General features: G+C 52.8%; 18 protein-coding genes. 12 read left to right on the top strand and 6 right to left on the bottom strand.

Going from position 1 to position 19984, the window contains the following annotated elements; translation table 11 throughout:
• The first annotated feature begins 20 nt into the window (after positions 1-20).
• From EI42_RS28570 to lepB (EI42_RS28555), 4 genes are all read left to right on the top strand, one after another.
• Positions 21-1718, top strand: a complete 1698-nt coding sequence (locus EI42_RS28570) for an ArnT family glycosyltransferase (protein ID WP_111326050.1) — start codon at positions 21-23, stop codon at positions 1716-1718.
• Between the two features lie 226 nt (positions 1719-1944).
• Complete coding sequence (gene lepB / locus EI42_RS28565; RefSeq protein WP_111326049.1) at positions 1945-2493, top strand: signal peptidase I; 549 nt, start codon at positions 1945-1947, stop codon at positions 2491-2493.
• 99 nt (positions 2494-2592) lie between these two features.
• Positions 2593-3168 carry a hypothetical protein gene (locus tag EI42_RS28560; protein ID WP_111326048.1) on the top strand — a complete coding sequence of 192 codons (576 nt, stop codon included), beginning with the start codon at positions 2593-2595 and terminating at the stop codon, positions 3166-3168.
• 24 nt (positions 3169-3192) lie between these two features.
• Positions 3193-3720, top strand: a complete 528-nt coding sequence (gene lepB / locus EI42_RS28555; protein ID WP_111326047.1) for a signal peptidase I — start codon at positions 3193-3195, stop codon at positions 3718-3720.
• Between the two features lie 65 nt (positions 3721-3785).
• On the opposite strand, the gene EI42_RS28550 is transcribed toward lepB (EI42_RS28555), so the two are convergent.
• Together EI42_RS28550 and EI42_RS28545 are read right to left on the bottom strand one after the other, a co-directional pair.
• Positions 3786-4298: a peptidylprolyl isomerase gene (locus tag EI42_RS28550; protein ID WP_346268206.1), complete on the bottom strand. Its 513-nt coding sequence runs from the start codon at positions 4296-4298 to the stop codon at positions 3786-3788.
• A gap of 447 nt (positions 4299-4745) precedes the next feature.
• On the bottom strand, positions 4746-5747 hold the full coding sequence (locus EI42_RS28545) for a peptidylprolyl isomerase (protein ID WP_111326046.1): 1002 nt from the start codon (positions 5745-5747) through the stop codon (positions 4746-4748).
• A gap of 1057 nt (positions 5748-6804) precedes the next feature.
• Here EI42_RS28545 and dnaB point away from each other — a divergent pair.
• The 8 genes from dnaB (at position 6805) to EI42_RS28505 (ending at position 15173) form a co-directional block, all read left to right on the top strand.
• On the top strand, positions 6805-8565 hold the full coding sequence (gene dnaB / locus EI42_RS28540; protein ID WP_111326045.1) for a replicative DNA helicase: 1761 nt from the start codon (positions 6805-6807) through the stop codon (positions 8563-8565).
• 21 nt (positions 8566-8586) lie between these two features.
• Entirely contained in the window at positions 8587-9342 is a 756-nt protein-coding gene (locus EI42_RS28535; RefSeq protein WP_111326044.1) for a DnaD domain-containing protein, read from the top strand.
• The gene (locus EI42_RS28530; RefSeq protein ID WP_211326387.1) at positions 9343-10905 is read left to right on the top strand and encodes an ATP-binding protein; all 1563 of its coding nucleotides are present in this window, start codon (positions 9343-9345) and stop codon (positions 10903-10905) included.
• Positions 10906-11193: 288 nt separating this feature from the next.
• The gene (gene clpP, locus EI42_RS28525) at positions 11194-11859 is read left to right on the top strand and encodes an ATP-dependent Clp endopeptidase proteolytic subunit ClpP (RefSeq protein WP_111326043.1); all 666 of its coding nucleotides are present in this window, start codon (positions 11194-11196) and stop codon (positions 11857-11859) included.
• 90 nt (positions 11860-11949) lie between these two features.
• Complete coding sequence (locus tag EI42_RS28520) at positions 11950-12831, top strand: HAD family hydrolase (protein ID WP_111326042.1); 882 nt, start codon at positions 11950-11952, stop codon at positions 12829-12831.
• Between the two features lie 2 nt (positions 12832-12833).
• Positions 12834-13529, top strand: a complete 696-nt coding sequence (locus EI42_RS28515; protein WP_111326041.1) for a class I SAM-dependent methyltransferase — start codon at positions 12834-12836, stop codon at positions 13527-13529.
• Positions 13530-13603: 74 nt separating this feature from the next.
• The gene (locus tag EI42_RS28510) at positions 13604-14434 is read left to right on the top strand and encodes an alpha/beta fold hydrolase (RefSeq protein WP_111326040.1); all 831 of its coding nucleotides are present in this window, start codon (positions 13604-13606) and stop codon (positions 14432-14434) included.
• Positions 14435-14714: 280 nt separating this feature from the next.
• The gene (locus EI42_RS28505) at positions 14715-15173 is read left to right on the top strand and encodes a GtrA family protein (protein ID WP_111326039.1); all 459 of its coding nucleotides are present in this window, start codon (positions 14715-14717) and stop codon (positions 15171-15173) included.
• A gap of 56 nt (positions 15174-15229) precedes the next feature.
• Here EI42_RS28505 and EI42_RS28500 read toward each other — a convergent pair whose 3' ends face one another.
• The 4 genes from EI42_RS28500 to rho form a co-directional block, all read right to left on the bottom strand.
• A complete protein-coding gene (locus tag EI42_RS28500) occupies positions 15230-16606 on the bottom strand; it encodes a serine/threonine protein kinase (protein WP_111326038.1) in 1377 nt (458 codons plus the stop codon).
• A 256-nt stretch (positions 16607-16862) separates the two neighbouring features.
• Positions 16863-18167, bottom strand: a complete 1305-nt coding sequence (locus EI42_RS28495) for a thymidine phosphorylase (protein ID WP_111326037.1) — start codon at positions 18165-18167, stop codon at positions 16863-16865.
• Positions 18168-18207: 40 nt separating this feature from the next.
• Positions 18208-18861: a zinc ribbon domain-containing protein gene (locus EI42_RS28490; protein WP_111326036.1), complete on the bottom strand. Its 654-nt coding sequence runs from the start codon at positions 18859-18861 to the stop codon at positions 18208-18210.
• Between the two features lie 61 nt (positions 18862-18922).
• Positions 18923-19837 (bottom strand): transcription termination factor Rho, encoded by a 915-nt coding sequence (gene rho, locus EI42_RS28485; RefSeq protein WP_170142981.1) that lies wholly within the window; start codon positions 19835-19837, stop codon positions 18923-18925.
• Positions 19838-19984 lie beyond the last annotated feature (147 nt).

Here is a 19984-nt window from a genome sequence, read left to right as displayed (position 1 = left end):
AGAGAAGATCATTAGCCCGTGTGGCCTATGAGCTGAAACAAATACCAGAGAATAACGTACAACATGGCATGTTGCGCAAAAAAATTCATATTGACAAATCTCAATGCTACTTCCTTGTGTTGATAGGCGTAGCGGGGTTGCTGCGGCTTCTTCTGATCTATGCACACTGGCCTACAACCGATAGCGACGAGAGCGTTATCATGCTGATGGCGCAGCATATCGCCTTTCAAGGAGAGCATCCCGTATTCTTCTACGGACAGCCCTATATGGGAGCGCTGGAAGCCTATATTGCCGCTCCTCTCTTTCGCGTGCTCGGACCTTCTACTCTTCATGCTCGCCTCGGGCTGATTCTACTCTTCCTGCTCTTCCTGGTCGCGATGTATATGCTGACGACCCGGCTTTTCAGCAAGGGGCTGGCGCTCCTGACGGTTTCGCTCCTTGCCCTGGGAACACCGGATATTTTCCTGTATCAGCTTCGAGCCTACGGGCGCTACCCTGATATTCTCCTGCTTGGAGCGCTGATCGTCCTTTTTACCAGTCTCCTGACCACGCGTACCTTTCACCCGAGGACCCGGCATATACTCTATACGGCCCTCGGCGTCACGATAGGGCTGGCGCTCTGGATCGATCAGATTATTTTGCCATATGTGGGGCTCTCGCTGCTCACTATCTTGCTTTTTCGGCAGCAGGATCTCCGTCACCGGTCATGGCTCAGTTTGCTGCTCGGCTTTCTGGTTGGTGCTGCGCCCCTGCTCTACTACAACGTGACAGCGCCAATTGACCGTAACTCGCTCAATGTGCTGCTGGACATCAATCGCAGTATTGCGGCGAAAATGGAAGCTCAACACCTTCCGGCAATTCGCAAGCCCATCGGTGCCCTGTTGATCGCGCTTCCTGCTGCGACCGGCCTCACGTCATCCTGCACCGCTCATGATTTCCCGTTCTTTGGTACCACATCGTCCGCCTTCTGCGTCGTCACTCATGGCCTCTGGTCGCTTGGTTTTCTCTGTCTGCTAGGCGGAACATGTGTCTTCACCATACGAGCATGTATCCGGGCTTTCAAGCACACAGCGGACAAGGAGCGAGCTGCGCTGCTCTGCAATCGTCTGATCCTGCTTCTGGGGGCGGCAGCGATTTTCGTGCTCTACCTGAACAGCGCCTCGGCCGCGGTCGATCCGGCGCCGACATCTCGCTATCTCTATAGCATGAGTCTGGCCACGCCTGCGCTTCTCTGGCCACTCTGGCAGGGGATGAGAACGTTTCCTCGGGTGAGCACGTGGCAACGGAAAGCGATTGCCCTGCTCGCCGGTGCGTTGCTGGCGCTTTGCACGGCATTCTTCTGTGCAGGTACCTATCGGACCTTCGCGGATATTCCACGTGCGCAACAGATTCAGCAACAGCAAACCGAGCTGGTTCAATACCTGCTTCGTCACCATATTACACGGCTCTATACCGAATACTGGACGTGCAACAAGCTTATTTTCCAGAGTCAGGAGCAGGTTATCTGTGCGGTCCTTGACGAGTCGCTACGCCCGGGACAGGATCGCTATACGCCCTATCTTGAGCGCGTCAAGGCGGCCTCAAATCCGGCGTATCTCTTCCCGCAGCATTCACCACAGGCGCAGCGTTTTGAGCAAGAGATATACGCACATCAGAAGCATACGTTCCGTCGTGAGCTCGTTGCAGGCTATGTTCTTTACTATCCGCATCAGGAATGAAGGCGAGAAAACCAGTTGATGGAATGACAGTTGACCTCGGTTTCCGCTATAATGTGGAGCGATGGGTTATGCGATGAGTTATAAAGATACATTCCGCTGCGTGTGAAAGAAGCACACGCGATACCGGAGAACAGGCGAAACACGTCGCAGTCATAGAACTCCACACCAAAAAGACAAAACCTGTACTGAAGCCAGTTTGTAATTATGCATAAAGAGGGTTGAAAAGTTGAAACGTTCACACCTACTGCGCGAAATTGTTGAGATCCTTGCACTCGCATTGTTGATCTTCCTGGTGGTTCGTCTGGTGGTTCAGAGCTATCATGTCGATGGTGATAGTATGAGCCCCAGTCTCCAATCAAACCAGAACGTTCTGGTCAATAAGATGGCCTATCTGTTCCGAGGGCCAGAGCGGGGTGACGTTATTGTGTTCCACTATCCTAAAGAACCCAATGTCGATTACATCAAGCGTATCATCGGGGTTCCGGGCGATACCATTCGCATTGATAGCGAACATGTCTGGGTGAATGATGTACAGCTCAACGAACCCTATATCAAGGAAGCAATCAACCCATATGCGAAATCATGGAAGGTTCCCGCTGACAACTATTTTGTCCTCGGAGATAACCGACCTGTCAGTAAGGACTCCCGCTACTGGGACTTCGTGCCAAAAGAGTACATTGTTGGGAAAGCGGTACTTGTCTACTGGCCCACGGATCAGTGGAAATTCATTGATACGTACTCAAACACCTTTGCGCCCATCACGACAAAGCAGTAGCCTCTTCTTGCTCTCTGATGAGCCGCATCGGGAACAAGTGCTAACTGGCGCAGCATATGGGGTGGAGTGAATTTGAAAGAACGAAAGAATGGGCTTGAAATGAAAGATGTAGAAGGAAAGACAGCACGACAGCGAGCCGAGGGACAGACACAGGCAGCGAATCCCAAACGCACCGCCATCATCTACGGCCTGGGCATCGGCGTCATCGGTCTTATCATTAATATTGCGTGTGCGTTTGCCAGTTCGCCGATTCTGGAGCAGCAGAAGAATGTCCCGACCGCCAACGCGCTGACCTATATCGGTCTGGGACTGAGTTGTCTGCAAGTGATCCTCAATCTGGCGCTCTGCTTTATTGGCGGGTGGTTTATCGGCAAACGCTTTCTCAATGGACGGCTTGGCTTCTGGACAGGCAGCATCTCAACACTGCTCGTCTATATTGTCAGCACAGCGCTGAACTGGATTCCTGGCTACCCTGGAAATCAGTCAACGGTGTCGTCTCCAACAACCGAATCTCCTATTCCCGCACCGCTCGGCGGTATTCTGCTCCTCCTTATCGGAGTCTTTGTCGTATTTATTATTGGGGGCATTTTCGGGCAATGGGGATCAACCCGCGCCGCCTACAAGTATAGAGCCCAGTATGCCGCCGCAGAGGAAGAGGAGGCGGAGGAGGACTAAACCACAGAGAGGATCTGATAAAGGGTGAAGCGACTACACATTCGTGAAATTCTCGAAATCGTGGCGCTTGGTCTGCTGATCTTCGTAGGATTTCGCTTTATTTTACAAAGTTACCAGATCAACACGCCCGCGATGGAACCGGCACTGTCAACCAACACCTCGGTTCTGGTGAACAAGGTTGCGTATGTCTTTCGGGGGCCTGAACGCGGTGACGTTGTTGTCTTTCGCTACCCGCGCAACCCTGATATTGAGCTGATCGCTCGCGTTATCGGCCTCCCTGGCGATACCATTAAGGTGAATAGCCAGCAAATCTGGGTGAACGGCAAGGAACTGAAAGAGCCGTATGTGAAAGATGCAACGAACCCAATCGCTAAAACCTGGAAGGTTCCAGCAAATCAGTATTTTGTCATGGGGGATAACCGTTCGCTCAGCAATGATTCGCGTCGCTGGGATTTTCTCCCGAGCGGCTATATCGTCGGCAAGGCCGTCGTAGTCTACTGGCCCTTCTCCCAATGGCAGATTGTCAATTCGTACTCGGATACCTACCGCTAGACGAAAAAAGAAGCTCTATCGTTTTGAAGAGACGATAGAGCTTTTCTCTATTTGGCGTCGGTCTATTATGACTCAGTGATCTCAATCGAGTTGATCGCATCACCGGGCTGGCGGTCGAAGCGCGGGTCACGCTCGCGAATAGACTTCAGCACATCCATTCCCGTGGTCACTTTACCGAAGACAGCATGCTTGCCGTTCAGGTGCGGCTGTGGAGCATAGGTGATAAAGAACTGGCTACCATTGGTATTCTCTCCGGCATTTGCCATCGACAGAATACCGGCGCTATCATGCTTGAGCTCCAGAGCGCTCTTCTCGTCGTTAAATTGATATCCCGGGCCACCTGCACCGGTACCGGTCGGATCGCCGCCCTGAGCCATAAAACCACCAATAACACGATGGAACGTTGTTCCGTTATAGAAACCCTCGCGGGCCAGGAAGACAAAGTTATTGACGGTCACTGGCGCTTTATCAGCAAACAACTCAACCGTGATGTCCCCTTTGGCAGTATGGAAAATCGCCGTGTATTTCTTGCTCGGGTCAATCTGCATCGCTGGTGGAGCGCTGTATCGCTTTGCCACTATGAACCTCCTTTGACACTCCTCACGGCTCAAGCCGTGGGATTCTTCATTCAGCCAGCATGCTTGCAAGCCGCCGCTGTGCGACAACCCGTAGAGGCACGCTGTCCAGAAGGTTTGACGAGTTTCCCTCGTCGGTTCCCGCCTGCCCGCCGGTACCTGTTCGTGAAAACGAGTATCGCAGCAGGCGAGGTCTCCTGTCAAGCGATGTTCACGTTCTCCCCTCCCGAGGATGTAGATGCGCATGCATCCCCATAGCTTGAGCCAGGAGCCTTCTGGTGCTTTCAAGTAAAGAATGAATGCATTCACTTCTTCCGTACGCTCCCGACCAGGAGACCGGAAAGAAGCAATGCATTCATGCACAAATTTGTTCTATTGTACCACCGACCCCCTCAGGTTCAAAATCCTGGATCTGCTCATCACCAGATGGGGCCAGTCGATGAACACCGCTTACTTACTTGCAGGAACTACCACGACATGGTTAATCAGGTCTGGCGCAGGCTGCGGAGCATTCTCGTCATCAGGATTCGGTCCCTGAATGGCAAGGGCAACGTCCATACCCTTCACAATGCGCCCGAAGAGGTTGTATTCCTTCTGCAAGGCCTTACTGTTGTCGCTGGTATTGATGAAAAACTGGCTACCGCTGTTCTCTTTCTCGCCGCTCTTCTTTGCCATTGCCAGCGTTCCGGCGGTATACTCACTCTTCACCGTCTCTGCCGGGATCTTATATCCGGGATCACCAGTGCCATCGCCCTTAGGATCGCCAGTCTGAGCGATATGCATGGTGCCGGTCGTCAGCACGCGATGGAACTTGATACCATCATAGAACTTGTTCTGGGCCAGGAAGACAAAGTTGTTCACCGTCTCAGGAGCCCAGTCGGGACGCAATTCAACAACAATCAAGCCACGCTTGGTATTGATGCCTGCACAATACGTCTTGTTCTTATCAATGGTCATAGCAGGCGCCTTGTCATAACTATGCTTGATTTTAGCAAACTCTTCGTCGGAAGGGGCAGGTGAGCTATTCGTAATCTGCTTGACGATATCATCCTTCACGCAAACGGAATCGGTCATTGCCTTCTGTTGCTCAGCGGGCATATTCTTGACAGTCACGGTCGCAGTTGCCTGCGCGTTCGCCAGAATCGAGGCATCAGCCGTCGCGGTTGCGGTCGCGTTGGCCGCAGTCTCATCTTTCTTCGGCGCGGGCTGCGCAAAGGGACCCCAGTGGTTAAAATAGGCCAGGAAAGTGCCCACTGCGACCAGGATAATCAGCAGGCTGATAGTCGTCGCCCAGGGATACCGTGCCAACCCACGAGCGGGAGGCTTCTGGTTCGGTGTGCGCTTCTGTGCCGCCTTGATATCTTCTTTCTTTGGCGCTGGCGGCTCAGTGTGCAGCGCTCGTTGAATACGTGCTGCTCGCTTGGACAATGTTCGTTTCGTTGACTTAGGCATGAGTTCTTAGCGATGCTCCTTATTCTCATTCATGACTTTTCAGAATGCTTGCCATTCTTGATTGAGGGAAAAACCGCCAGGCAAAGCGGCAAATAAAAGAAAGGGCCATAGCAAAAGAAATACAGGAAGGAATGCAACACTCCCGGGCGCTCTCGGCTCACGCTCCTGCTCCCTGTTCATGAGCCAGCCTATTTTAACGCTCACTCCCGATGTCAGGCCGGGGAAAGCGGGATGTGGTGCATTTAGCCTTATATCCTGAAACTCTAATTCTTTGTGCTATAATAGCTTCCCTCCCTTATCGGGTCAAGTCCTTCCGCCTGGCCTGTTCCTTCTCTAGCATCTGAAAGCGCTCCTCAGGCCAGCTCGCATTTATTCAGATCTTCTCGAAAAGGCATCGCCTACAGTGTAGCATATTCACATCCAGAGAGCCCCTTTCAGGGGTAGCAAAGTCATCCAGACACATAGACATGATTTCTAATAGCCCAGGATTCCCCCTCTCGAAACAAGAGACAAGACCAATTTTGTCAGAAACAGACCAATTTTTGGTGGATAACTTTGTTGATAACTCTGTGGATAATTGGGGATAACCCTTCTATTACGGTGGATAACTGGTTGATAACTTCTTTTTCTCTCCCGTTTTTGTTCAAAATTCCCTCACAGCACGTCACTTATCCACACAGCAAAGAGCCAGGACCTATTTGATTTTACCGGCAATATTCGGTACACTTTTTTAGCACATAAGGTTTTTTGCTCGTCTGCATTCACAGAAACAACCAGATAAACCAGAAGAATTATAGAACAGACGTCACATATTTGAAAAAATGTGATATGATAAAGAAAAGAGAAAAGCCGCTTCATCTGAACTTTACTGCGTAGCCGGGCAAAACCAGTTCAACCATCGCCGCCCTCGCTCATCAGTAGCCAGAGGGCAAGCAGGCTCAAACCATTTCAGCTCACACGCGCCCTCTGCCGATTCGGACCGAATCGGTCAGGACTCTTTGCGCCTGTTCGCGCTGAAAGGTACCAATAATCTGACAGTAGATGCTGGAGTGGAGACGTGGAAAAACTGTTGCCACAGAACATCGAGGCTGAATGTGGCGTTCTTGGAAGTATCATTATCGATCCAGATGCCATCGTCCAGATAGCCGATTTCCTGCGTCCGGAAGACTTCTACCGCGATGCACACCGGGTTATTTATAACGTGATCATGCGGCTTTACGAGCAGCAGGAACCGGCAGACTTTATTACCATCTGCGACGAACTGGAACGCCAGAACCAGCTAGAGGCCGTTGGCGGCCCCGGCTACATTACAGCGCTCGTCAATGAGGTACCAACCAGTGCCAATGTTGAGTATTACGCTCGCATTGTGCAACGCACCGCCATTTTACGCCGCCTGATTAGCGCAGCAGGACAGATCGCCGCAATCGCCTATGAGGAGAGCGACGCGGAGATTGCTCTCGATAAGGCTGAGAAATTGATCTTCGAGATCAGCCAGGGGCATACGCAGAACAATTTCGCGACGATCCGCGAAGTGCTTGACGAATATATGGACAAGCTGACGCAACTGCACGAGCGCCGGGGCAACATTGTCGGCGTCCCCACCGGCTTTACCGATCTGGATAGGCTGACCGGCGGCCTTCAGCGCTCGGACCTGATTATTCTCGCGGCACGTCCAGCAGTCGGGAAAACCAGTTTCGCGCTCAGTCTGGCCTATAATGCGGCTTCACGCTATCAACAAAACGTCGCGATCTTCAGCCTGGAAATGAGTAAAGAACAGCTTGTTCAGCGCTTTATTTCAATGGCTGCGGGCATCGATCAGCAGCGCCTGCGTACCGGTTGGATTGAGGATGAGGAGTGGGACCGCATTTTTGAGGCCATGAACAGGCTGGCCTCCCTCAACGTGTTTATTGATGATACCGCTGGCATCTCGACAATGGAGATGCGCAGTAAAGCCCGCCGTCTGATGGCTGAGCATGGCCTTGATCTGGTTGTTGTCGACTATCTACAGCTTATGCAGTCCGATATCGGTGGAAAGCGCAACGAGAACCGCGTGCAGGAAGTTTCTGAGATCAGCCGCAACCTGAAAGGGCTGGCCCGCGAACTCAATGTTCCAGTGCTGGCACTGGCGCAGCTCTCGCGTACCGTCGAGACCCGTCAGTCCAAGGTGCCTCAGCTTTCAGACCTGCGTGAATCGGGCTGTCTCGCAGGCGAAACACAGGTCTATCTCCCTGATGAAGGCATCACCCGCCCGATTGAGCAACTGAGCGGGCAAAAAGGCTTCTGTGTCCTCGCTTTTAATCCAGAAACAGAGCTGCTAGAGACACGGGAAGTCACCAATGCATTCTGTACCGGAGAGAAGCCGGTCTTCTGTCTACAGACACGCTCCGGACGCTCCATACGCGCAACCGGGAACCACAAATTCCTGACGCCCACTGGCTGGCGGCGACTCGATGAGCTTGCCCGCAATGACCGCATTGCGATTCCTCAAATGGCGCCAGGATCAGGCATCGACTGGGATACAGTCGTTACCATAGAACCAAACGGCCAGACAAAGGTCTATGATCTTACGGTTGAGGGATTGCACAATTTCACCGCAAATGACATCATCGTCCATAACAGCATTGAGCAGGACGCTGATATTGTTATGTTCATTTATCGCGACGAGGTCTATAATCCCGAGACCGAACGCAGGAATATCGCCGATATTATCGTCGCCAAACATAGAAATGGCCCGGTGGGAGATGTCAGTCTCTTCTTCCAGGCCAGCCAAACAAGATTTGCTGATCTTGAACTACAGCCACCTACAGAAGAAGGATAAGAAGTAAAGGTGGTAGAGCTTATGACTGGATTTGTCGGGTTTCCAAGTGGAAAGAATAATCCCTATATCCCAATACCTGAAGTCTTTTTCACGCAGGTATTGCCAGAAATCGAGGATATGGTGGAACTGAAGGTCACCCTTCACCTGTTCTGGATTCTGGCTCAAAAACGGGGAAACCCGCGTTGCATCAGTGACCGCGAACTACAGCATGATCAGGTCCTGCTGCATAGCCTGCGGCGCCGTGGCGATCCACGTCCGCCAGAAGAACGACTTCAGCAGGGATTAGAGCTTGCCGTTGCCCGCGGAACCCTGTTACGCGCTCATCTCCGCTTGATCAGTGAGGGAAGCGATCAGGCGGCAGTCATCTACTGGTATTTTTTTAACACGGCTCGTAGTCGGAAAGTTGTAGAAGAACTTCAAGGGGGTGAGATAGTGCCGGTTCGCATGCTCGACCAGGAGCAGCGAGTCCATACCGAGAGAGAAGAAACTGCTCTTTCAGTAGAAGAGTATGCTACATCTAGAGGTCTTGTTTCTCCATCAAATCAAGCGCTTACAGACGTTGAAGTTCATGTAGAACGACCGAATATATTCAGCTTATATGAACAAAATATTGGTCTCTTATCACCTATGGTTGCCGATGAACTCAAAGATGCAGCCACGCACTATCCACCGGGCTGGATTGAGCAGGCGTTTCGTGTGGCTGTCGAACAAAATAAACGAAAGTGGTCTTATATTCGCGCCATCTTGCGGCGCTGGGAAACGGAAGGCAGGCATTAAATGGAAAGCCTGAATAGTATTCTTGGACGAACACGGGGGCGTTTCACACAAATGGATCGCTCCCGCCAGCAGCACTCCCGACAGCAGGGCTCTGTCCGTGATTCCCTTTCAGAGCAGCGCGTTCGGCGGGGACAACATACAACGCAGCAGTACTCACAGCAGCAAATGCCGCCAAAGGCACAGCCGCCAATAGCACCCAAAACGCACTACACCTATCAGCAGGATGCCGATGTGCTGTATCAGGACGAGGAAGACTATCTTCCTCAGATGCCCTCCTATACCAAAAATCGCAATACACGCTCTTATCCGCAACCCATCCAGAAGACCCGCCCGATACCCGATTATATTCCCGAGGAGAGCACTCCTCATTTGCAGGCTGATGTGGTAGATGAGTATAGCAACATATGGCCCGAAGAAGATGACGCCATCGGCTCAATCCAGCATGGAGACTGGGAAATGGTTGGACAGGGATATCTGCCGTATCAGGCAGAAGAGAAGACCATTGTCGAGCTACCAGGCAAACAGTCCTATATCAATAACTACAATACCTATGCCCAGCGCAATACGCGCGATCTGAGCGACATTGTCGAGCAGGAACCCTATACCCGCCCTGCATCCCGTGCACCGCGTAACACCGGACTACCGCTGCCACAAGAGCAACCGTATAAAAGCCAGCGTGTCACACAGCCTTTGAATAACCAGTTTGTGACCAATCACGCGCAAGGGCAGGAGCGACAGCAATACAAAGCTCCAGTTACGCGACCAAAACCAACTTCGCGGGCGCCTCAGCCTCGATCGCAGCAAGCGCTCATTCCCAGTAAGGCGGTGACACCGGCGGTCACTACCGGCACAACCAGCCAGAAAACGATTTGTCCGCGCTGCCGGGGTGCCGGGTTTCTCCGGGTCGATGTTCCCTTCGGGCATCCCTCGTTCGGGAAAGCTGTCCCCTGCGCCTGCAAACTTGCCGAGCGAGAAGAGAAGCGCCGTCAGGAACTTCTGGAGCTCTCAGACCTCTGGGCCTTCCGGGAGAAAACCTTCGAGAGCTTTAACCCGAATATTCCCGGCGGACATCCCTGTCTGCATGAGGCGTTTGAGGCTGCCTATACCTTCGCGCATGCTCCGCAGGGCTGGCTACTGCTGGTCGGGCCGAACGGCTGTGGCAAAACCCATCTGGCGGCAGCGGTCGCCAACAAAATGCTCAATGATGGCTCGGTTGTGCTATTTGCAGTGGTCCCTGATCTGCTTGCACACTTGCGCGCAACCTTCGCGCCCAACTCAACCGAGGTATACGATCAGCGCTTCTCGAAAATGAAAGAGGCCCACCTTCTGGTGCTGGATGATCTGGGTGCGCAACAGAGCTCGCCGTGGGCCAACGAGAAGCTGTTCCAGTTGCTCAACTATCGCTACAATGCCAACCTGCCAACCGTCATCACAGCAAACCCGCAGGGGCTCAACACAATTGATGAGCGGCTCCGCTCTCGCCTCGGTGACATTGGCCTTGTCGAGCGGGTTGTGATGCAGGGTGCGCAGGATTTTCGCCCGCGCAACTATCGCAAGCATTAGCGCTTGTCCTCTGACTATCCAGGCTGCTTTTTCGCAGGAGTGGGGAAATACCCTGCTTCTGCGTATATCATCTGCAAAGCCGAAAGATACCGGCAAGATGTCTATTTCCGTCGATACGCTGTAACAAAAGAAGGCTTTCTTGCCTTTACTCCGCTCAAGTGCTATCATAACGTTAACAACTGTCCCCGCTTTCGTGGGTCTCCTCAGCACACTTGGTTGTTATATAACCGGACAGCATTCTCACTCAATTGAGAGAAAGTGCACCGTGATAGATAGTAAGGAGCAAACATGGGTAGTGTATTCAATCCACGCGATCCAAAATGGATCAAAGAGTCCCGTGGATTTCTTGAGCCGCGAGGTATTCTTCCTCACGTGATCGAGACAACTCCACGAGGGGAACGCGCCTGGGATCTCTACTCGCGCCTGTTAAAAGAACGCATCATCTTTATTGGTTCGCCAATCGATGATCAGGTAGCCAACAGCGTCGTCGCACAGTTGCTCTACCTTCAGAGCGAGGACGCAACTAAAGACATTCAGATCTACATCAACTCTCCTGGTGGAAGCATCTATGCCGGTCTTGCCATCTATGACACCATGCAGTGGCTCCGCCCGGACGTCTCTACCTTCTGTATGGGTATGGCGATGAGTATGGGCGCTGTTCTGCTGGCCGCCGGTACAAAGGGTAAGCGCTATGCACTCCCTAACTCCACCATGCTGATTCACCAGCCCCTCGGTGGTGCGGAAGGTCAGGCAGCAGATATCGAAATCACTGCCCGCGAGATTCTGCGCCTGCGCAGCAGCCTGTATGAAATCTTGTCCAAGCATACCGGCCAGACCGTCGAGCGCATCAAACAGGATTCTGACCGTAACTACTACCTGACCGCACAGCAGTCTGTCGAATACGGTCTTATTGATGACATTCTCAACCCGAGTTCCGAGGAAAAAGAAGCGTAAAGCCAGAAAGTGTCTCTACAATATGCCGTCTCTTCTCGAAGGGGCGGCATTCTTTTTCCCCTCGTGACTGATCAGAAAGCAGGACCTTGTATGCTCCAGAACTCTTCCTTTGAAGGACGCGCTATTCGTTATCTGCTCTTCGACCTGGGTGATACCCTCTGGACCAAAAATACCAGGAACTGGAAAGCGCTTGAAGCAGCGGGCAACCAGCGAGCGTCCACGCTGCTGGCCCAATTCTTTCCCACCCCGTCAAGCGGCCCTGAGAGCGGACAAAAACTACGGGAAGCCCGCGGAAACGCCATTATGCAGGCGCTACAGGCCCAGAACGAGATCAGTCCCTGCACACCTGACATCATGCGTACCGCCTGCCAGCAAATCGGCTATCCCCTTCCTACCGATGAACAGACAATAGCGCTCTTTGAAGCCCTTCGGATGCGCCTTCCTGAATCCCGGAAACTCGACGACGATGCGCTCTCTACCTTGCATACACTGAAACAACGCGGCTATCAAATTGGCATTGTGACCAACCGGCAAGAAGGTGGGCGGCTCTTTTTTGAAGATCTCAGCAAGCTTGGTCTGCTGGAAGCTATCCACCCTGACCATGTCATTGTTTCCTGCGATTACGGCCTGCGCAAGCCGCACCCGGCAATCTTTCGCGCTCTCCTGGAGACAATGGGCGCTTCGCCCGCAGAAACTATTATGATTGGTGATAACATCTACGCCGACGTTGTCGGCGCCAAACGCTTGAAGCTACAAGCCATCTGGAAGCCCCCCCCTGAAAGGCTGCAAGCGTTCCAGCAGCAGTATCCAGATCGCCCGTTGCAACTGAACGAGCTGGCCGACTTTGTCGGTCGCTATGAGGCGAAGAAGTATTCTCTTTCGTCATATAATGAGATCAAGCCATTTATGCAACCAGATGCAATGATCGAGCGAGTCAGTGAGCTGTTGCATCTTTTGCCAGAGACGGAGTGACCATGACACCCAGATTACGTAAACTGTTGTTTGAAACCCTATATAAGAATCGCTATCTGTACCGCTTCGCCAGCACCGTTCCCTTTGCCGGCCAATGGCGCGAGTGGCAGCGTCAGGTCCTGCCGCGCCTGCATGGGAAAGACGTGCTTGAGCTTGGCTGCGGCCTGGGCGATCTGCTGGCCGATATGCTTGCGGAGGGATATCAGTGTCAGGCAGTCGAACACTCCCCACAGATGGTAGCAGCGGCCCGTGATACCCTGCGCAAACGTAACGTCGGTTCGGCAAGTCTGATCCTTCAGGGGTCGGCACAAACGCTTCCCTTCAGTGATGCTTCCTTTGATACGGTTGTGAGCACCTTCCCCTCGGAATATATCTATGACCCAAACACGATAGCTGAGGTCGCGCGTGTACTGCGCCCGGGTGGTCGCATCATCATTGTAGAAGGGGCAAACCTGCTACCAGTGGGCTATATTCAGCCGCTCCTGCTCCTGTTTCAAATGCTGGTCTATGGTCCGGCAACGCTGCGCCGCAACCCCAAACAGGGAACACATACCCCGAATGGGCTAACCACGATTGTTGTTCCCGATGCGCGTTTCGGGCGGCTCATCCCGCTAGAGAAGGCCAATCTCCGCCGCCGCTCCGAAATGGTTCGGGGCCCACGCTGGGAGGTCTATATTACAATTGGCGAAAAAGCTTAACCAGTGGCTCCCTTTTCCGGTATACTATCCATGCATTCGATTATTTCTTTGCCTTACAAAGGAGTGAAAACCGTATGGGTGAATGGAATTCACAAACGGTGCAACTGAACGACATCTCGCTTCACTACTACCGGCTTGAGAACAGCGGCAAGCCCTCGATTCTCTTCCTGCACGGATACCACGATAGTGGGCGCTGCTGGCAGCATGTCGCTGAGGCCCTGGCATCAGAATATGATATGGTGATGCCCGATGCTCGCTATCATGGTTTGACTTCCGGGAGCGGTGATGTTCAGGATACAACCCTTGCTAACGATGTGCTTGCACTGATCGATTATCTGCATCTGGAACGCCCCACGTTGGTCGGCCATTCGATGGGGGCTCATGTCGCGGCCTTGGCTGCGTCCATGCGTCCCGAGCTGGTAGGCAGCGTGGTTCTGGAAGATCCGGCCTGGGAAGAGAACTTTGTGCCCGACGCAGAACGCGAGCGTATTGAACTGGAAGCCTGGAAATCTTCCACAAAGATCTATAAGACAGTGCCACAAGAAGAGGCGCTGGAAGAGGCACGCCTGGAACATCCCAACTGGGCGCTCAGCGATATTGAACCCTGGATTGAGGCACAACGAGCCTTCAATCTGGATATCTATACCGTACTTACCGATACTGCTCAGGCTCCCTGGCGAGAAACACCCTGGCGCGAGCTGGTGACACGTATTTCCTGCCCGATCCTGCTCCTCAGTGGTGAGGTCAGCCGGGGCGGATTTGTCACCCCTGCGACAGCCAGCGAAATTGTTCAGCGAGCAACACAGTGTCAGCATATCCACATTCCCGGAGCAGGTCACAACCTGCGGCGCGATAACTTTGATGCATTCATGCAGGCGCTACGCTCTTTTTTACCTGCTCAATAAAGAGCGCCCAGGCGCTGAGAATAAAGTATTTTCTGGCACTGTAGAAGTACTATCAAGTATCGATTCGCAACCAATTCACGGCCTTATACGTTCAAAGAAGCAGGTACTTGATTCCAGAATGCCCGCTGACAGAATAGGCACTGAAGGCGCTCTGCGGGCCTCTTCTGGTCCTTTTCTCGGAAAATTACGGTGCTATCTTACCCTTTTTACATACAATGCTGGATGACAATATATATCAAAATAGAAACGTGTTTTTAGTAGAGAGAGGATTTGTATCGTTTTGGGTACGCTTATACTAAAACTCTATAGGAATCGGGCACTCCGTTTCGCCATTATTGGAGGCATCGGTATCCCTGTCAATATGCTGGCGCTGGCGCTTTTCCAGTACCTTCTCGGAAACGATGCCACCTGGAAATATCTCATAGCGAACGCGGCAGCCTTTGAGGTCGGTACGATTATCAACTTTGTCCTGAACCAGCTATTTACCTACGGCGATCAGAAACCGACAACCTTGAAAGGCTGGATCATCAAAGGCTTCAAAGCACAGATCGCCAATCTCTCCGCTTTTCTAGTGGCCTATATCATCAGTTCAGGCCTGCACCTTCTTCTCCATCTGAACGAGTATATTGCAAACCCGATCAGCCTTGTACTCAACTTCATTTACAAGTATCTGGTCTCTGACAAGTTCGTGTTCCGCACCACTAAACAAAAGCTTGAGGTTGAAGAAGTTGCCTCATAGCAGTAATTGCTCTGGCTCGCTTCCCTCAAGGTTGGCGAGCCAGTTTCATTTCGGGCTCACGGCTGCTCCTGAAGCGAGAGAAACACAACCAACAAAATGCAGGTCAGCATAATGGTCAGAACAAAGCAGAGCAAGAGCAAAGTTCGCATGTTATGCTGTGTATGTCCGATTCTTCTGAGTAACAGGGAATCGGTGCTCAGACGCCGCTCCGGTTCTGGCTCCTTTGCCTCCGATTTCTGTGCTGGCTCATTTGCGGGCAACTGAGCCGATACCCTCCGCTGTCCTCTCCGTTCCACCCGTGCCAGATACAGCGATTCCCTCCTGAGATAGCGTTCTTCCAGCCCGGGAAGCACTGGCTCCTCATCGCTAGCCTCTTCCTGTGGCTCTTTCCAGCCCTGTTCTGTAGCCGGAATAGAGGCCATTGGGAAGGCCATCTGTTCCGCATCCTTCTGCTCTATCTGCCGGAGTTTCTGCACATAGCGCTGATAGGCACGGCGCTCTTCCAGCGTCGAGATACGATCCAGCGCAAGGTAGAGCGTCTGCGCATTCTGAAAGCGATACATCGGTTGTGAACGGGTTGCCAGATTGATGAACGCCTGTAGCGCAACCGAGATATCGGCATGAATCTGACGCGGTGCATCGAGCAACAACGACGCCGGAGAGAGCCGTTCACCGCCGATCATTTCGTGCAATAGTACGCCCAGACTGAACAGATCCGAGCGCCCGTCAGATTGCCCCTCGCCCTGATACTGTTCAGGAGCCACATAACCGGGGACCCGAAGATCTTGCGTGTCGCTGTACTGCCCCTTCTTGAAGTAGCGCGCCATGCCGAAATTCACCAGCATGAGTGTGCCGCCAGGCGTCAACACAATATTGGAGGGCTGCAAATCCCGAAAAATAATAGGTGGCTCCTGTCTGTGCAGATAATCCAGCACATCGCAGAGCTGCATAGCATAGTGCAACGCTTCCAGTGGCGGCAGGGGCGCGTGATGGCGGAGATAAGCGCTAAGTGTCGTGCCCGGGATATAATCCGTCACCAGATACCAGTAACCGTCTTCAAAAAAATAGTCATAGAGGGTAGGAATTGCCGCATGATGCAGGCGAGTCAGCAATAACGCCTCGCGGAGAAAGCGATCCGTCAACTCACCACCACTGGAAGGAAAATAAAGTTCGCGCGCGGTACGCTCACACTGCTGAGCCGGGGAGCGCTCCCGTAACGCGGCATCAAGTTCCGCTATGACGGTCTCCGGCAAAGGACTATCGGCCCGGGATTGCTTGAGCGCAAAGGGGATATGCAGTGTGGTATGTATTCCCATGTAGGTCTTACACTCATTGCCGTACTCAAGGACCCGTCGCACCAGATATTCGCCATCATGCAAAGTACACCCGAGTAAAGCATCCTGCTGTGGGATAACACTTTTTCCCTGTAACATTACCTCTCTTCCTCCCTACCACAATACAGGTTCTCTATTTATAGTAATAGGAACCATCCATTTTAGCAACAAGTAAGCAGTATAATAGAGATAAAAAAGATCTACACAAAAGCAAACAATAATATCTCGATTGTTCCACTTTGAACAAGCAATAATCGGTAGAAAGGCGAGCAAGAGAAAAGGGTGCATACATTTTTGTACACACCCAGAAAACATGACTGTATTTCGAGAATATCCCCATTGCCAGCAAGGAGCATCAATGGACAGTTTCAAAAATAAGCGGCAATGGTTGTGTGGGCTCCTCGCTCCATGCGTAACACGCCAGTACAGCGGGCTGGATCGCTTCAGCCTCGGCCACGGTGCGAGCATGAATTTCAAGCAACGCATCCCCGGCATGCACATAGTCGCCGATCTTTGCCTGAAGCACAAAGCCGGTGCGGTGGTCAATCGGTTCCCCTTTTCTGACCCGGCCTGCTCCCAGGTGCATGCTGGCTCTTCCCATCTGTTCAGCCTCGATAGCCGCAATATAGCCACTACGGGGCGCTTTCACTATCAGGCGAGCAGGGGCCGCGGGAAGCTTTTCGGGCCGCTCAATCATGCTGCCATCGCCCCCTTGTGCCGCAATGACCTCGGCAAGCTTCGCGACAGCCTCGCCTCGCAGGATTACCTGCATTACCTGCTGGTGCGCTTCCTCCATATTCGGGGCTTTTCCGGTCATTACCAGTAACTCCGAAGCCTCATAATAGCAGAGTTCGCGGACGTCGGCAGGCCCTTCTCCGCGTAAAATAGCGATAGCCTCAGCCAGTTCCAGTGCGTTCCCGATCGCAGCCCCAAGCGGCTGCGCCATCGATGTCAGCGTCGCGACCGTATGCATACCCGCCTGTTTTCCGATCGCAACCATAATCTGTGCAAGCTCACGTGCTTGTTCGACCGGTTTTAACAACGCGCCGCTCCCGAACTTGACATCTAGCAGCAGGTGAGAGCAGCCAATAGCCAGCTTTTTGCTCATAATACTGGATGCTATCAGTGGCAGGCTCCCAACAGTGCCCGTAACGTCACGCAAGGCGTACAGCTTGCCATCAGCAGGAGCCAACTCCTGTGACTGCCCAGCCAGAACTAACTGATGTTTTTGCAGCGTATCGAGGAACTCTTGCTGTGAAAGCTCTACTCGAAAACCAGGGACCGACTCCAACTTATCGAGCGTGCCACCAGTATGACCCAATCCGCGCCCGGACATCTTCCCCACAGCAACACCACAGGCCGCGACCAACGGGGCAACCGCCAGCGTCACTTTATCCCCGACTCCTCCGGTGCTGTGTTTATCAACTACAGGTGAAAGTGTATCGCGTATACGCAACTGCTCACCAGACTCAACCATAGCGGAGGTCAGCGCATGAACTTCGTCTGTGTTCATGCCTTGAAGGTACACGGCCATCAACCACGCCGCGACCTGATAATCAGGGATCTGATCTCGTGTATAATGTTCGATAAAGTGGCGGATCTCTTCCGCAGAGAGAATCCGCCCATCCCGCTTCTTCGCGATAATATCTACAGCTTGCATCTTCTTTTCTACTTCATTGTTCTACTTCAATAGAGAGGCCCTATTTTTCGGTCAACACAATGCGCAGCGCATCGCTTTCAAACCCGGTTCCAGTCTCAATCTCATAGCGACTGATAAGGTCGCTCCCAAGGCGAACATTACGATTATATTCTATCTGCCCATTGGTATAAGTATAGGCTCTGTCTTCCTGGGGATGGACCCCCTGAATCACCAGAATATCATAGGCATCTGAACGATACGCTCTCAGCGCCTTGTAGAGAGTCGCGACCTGCTGCCACTGCGCACAGTGCGCATAGGCAATACGCACAACTTTCTTCCGTCCATACGCTACCGTATCGTCAACAACCCGATACTCCAGCGCGCCCTGTGCCAGCGCTTGCAACTGTCCGACCGTCTTCGGAGGGAAAGGTGCGGGCGGATCAGGAGCAACCGGGGGAGTTTGTACCGGTAGACGTACTGGAGCAGGCGCTTCAACCCGTTGAGTGCCCAGACGACGCTTGGCGCTGCGGGCAGCGACCGAAGGAGCTTCAGGCGGCACGGCTTGCTGCCGGGGAGGCGGAGGAGCGAACGACTGAGGCATTGGTGGTACTGGCATCTGCGGTCGGGGAGAATGCGGCTGAATCAGGAGCCGACCGCAACGAGGACAAACAGTAGCGGTGTCCTGATTCACATTGCCACAAAACGGACAACGCATGTATCATCTCCTGCATCTTCGCTGATTGCATCTATAGACATCAAGCATATAGCGTAGTATATCATCCCTGGCGTACAATTGCTCCCACAAGTTGAGCATTGGTTGAGGTTTTCTCAAAAAGGCGCAGCGCCTGTTCATTTGCATCGCGCCGTGGCAGATCCGCCATACGCCGCCGAATGATGGAGGCAGCTCGCAGCTCATCTGAAGAAAGGAGCCGCTCTTCCTGCCGTGTACTGGAAACACTGATATCAATAGCGGGAAAGATGCGTCGATCAGCCAGCTCACGCGAGAGCCTGATTTCCAGGTTTCCGGTCCCTTTGAATTCCTCATAGACGACTTCATCCAGACGGCTTCCAGTCTCGACAAGACAGCTTGCGATAATGGTCAGGCTTCCGCCCTGTTCCAGCGCTCGGGCCGCCCCAAATACCCGTCTGCCAATTTCCAGCGCATGTGCGTCGATCCCACCGGAGAGCGTTCGACCTCCCCGTGCATTGCGTCCGCCTCCGCGCCACATCTCAGTATTGAGATTATGCGCCCGAGCCAGCCGGGTCAGCGAATCCAGCAGAATAATCACATTGTTGCCCTGCTCTACCTCGCGCTTGGCATCGAACAGCGCCTGCTCAACAACATAACCATGTCGCGATGAGCGCTGATCGAAACTGGATGCATAGACATGCACCATTGGCCCACGAATCTCAGAGCGCCATTCCGTCACCTCTTCTGGTCGCTCATCAACCAGACAAAGATATAGACTTGTTCGGGGATAATTCTGTTGGACCGCCGTTGCAATCTGGCGTAAAATGGTCGTTTTTCCTGTCTGTGGCGGAGCGACGACCAGCGCTCGCTGTCCAAATCCGACAGGGATAAGCAAATCAATAACACGTGTTGCAACAGGTGTTGCGCCGGTCTCCAGCGTAATGCGTTCATGCGGATGAACCGGGGTCTGTTTCTCGAAAGGAATGTGTGTTGAAGCCACGCGCCCTCTTCCTCCTGCCTTTCTCTTTCGCGCAATAGAGGCAGAAGACCAGACTGAAAGCCCGGACCTTCTGCCGGTACATCTGCCATTTGTATTGATAGTGGGATGTGAGCTTGCCCCACACAGGACCAAACCAGAACAAGTAAG

The sequence above is a fragment of the Thermosporothrix hazakensis genome (assembly GCF_003253565.1).
GTDB classification, from domain to species: Bacteria; Chloroflexota; Ktedonobacteria; order Ktedonobacterales; family Ktedonobacteraceae; genus Thermosporothrix; species Thermosporothrix hazakensis.
Note: the sequence above shows the minus strand (reverse complement) of the source record. Positions and strands in the feature narration are given on the sequence as shown.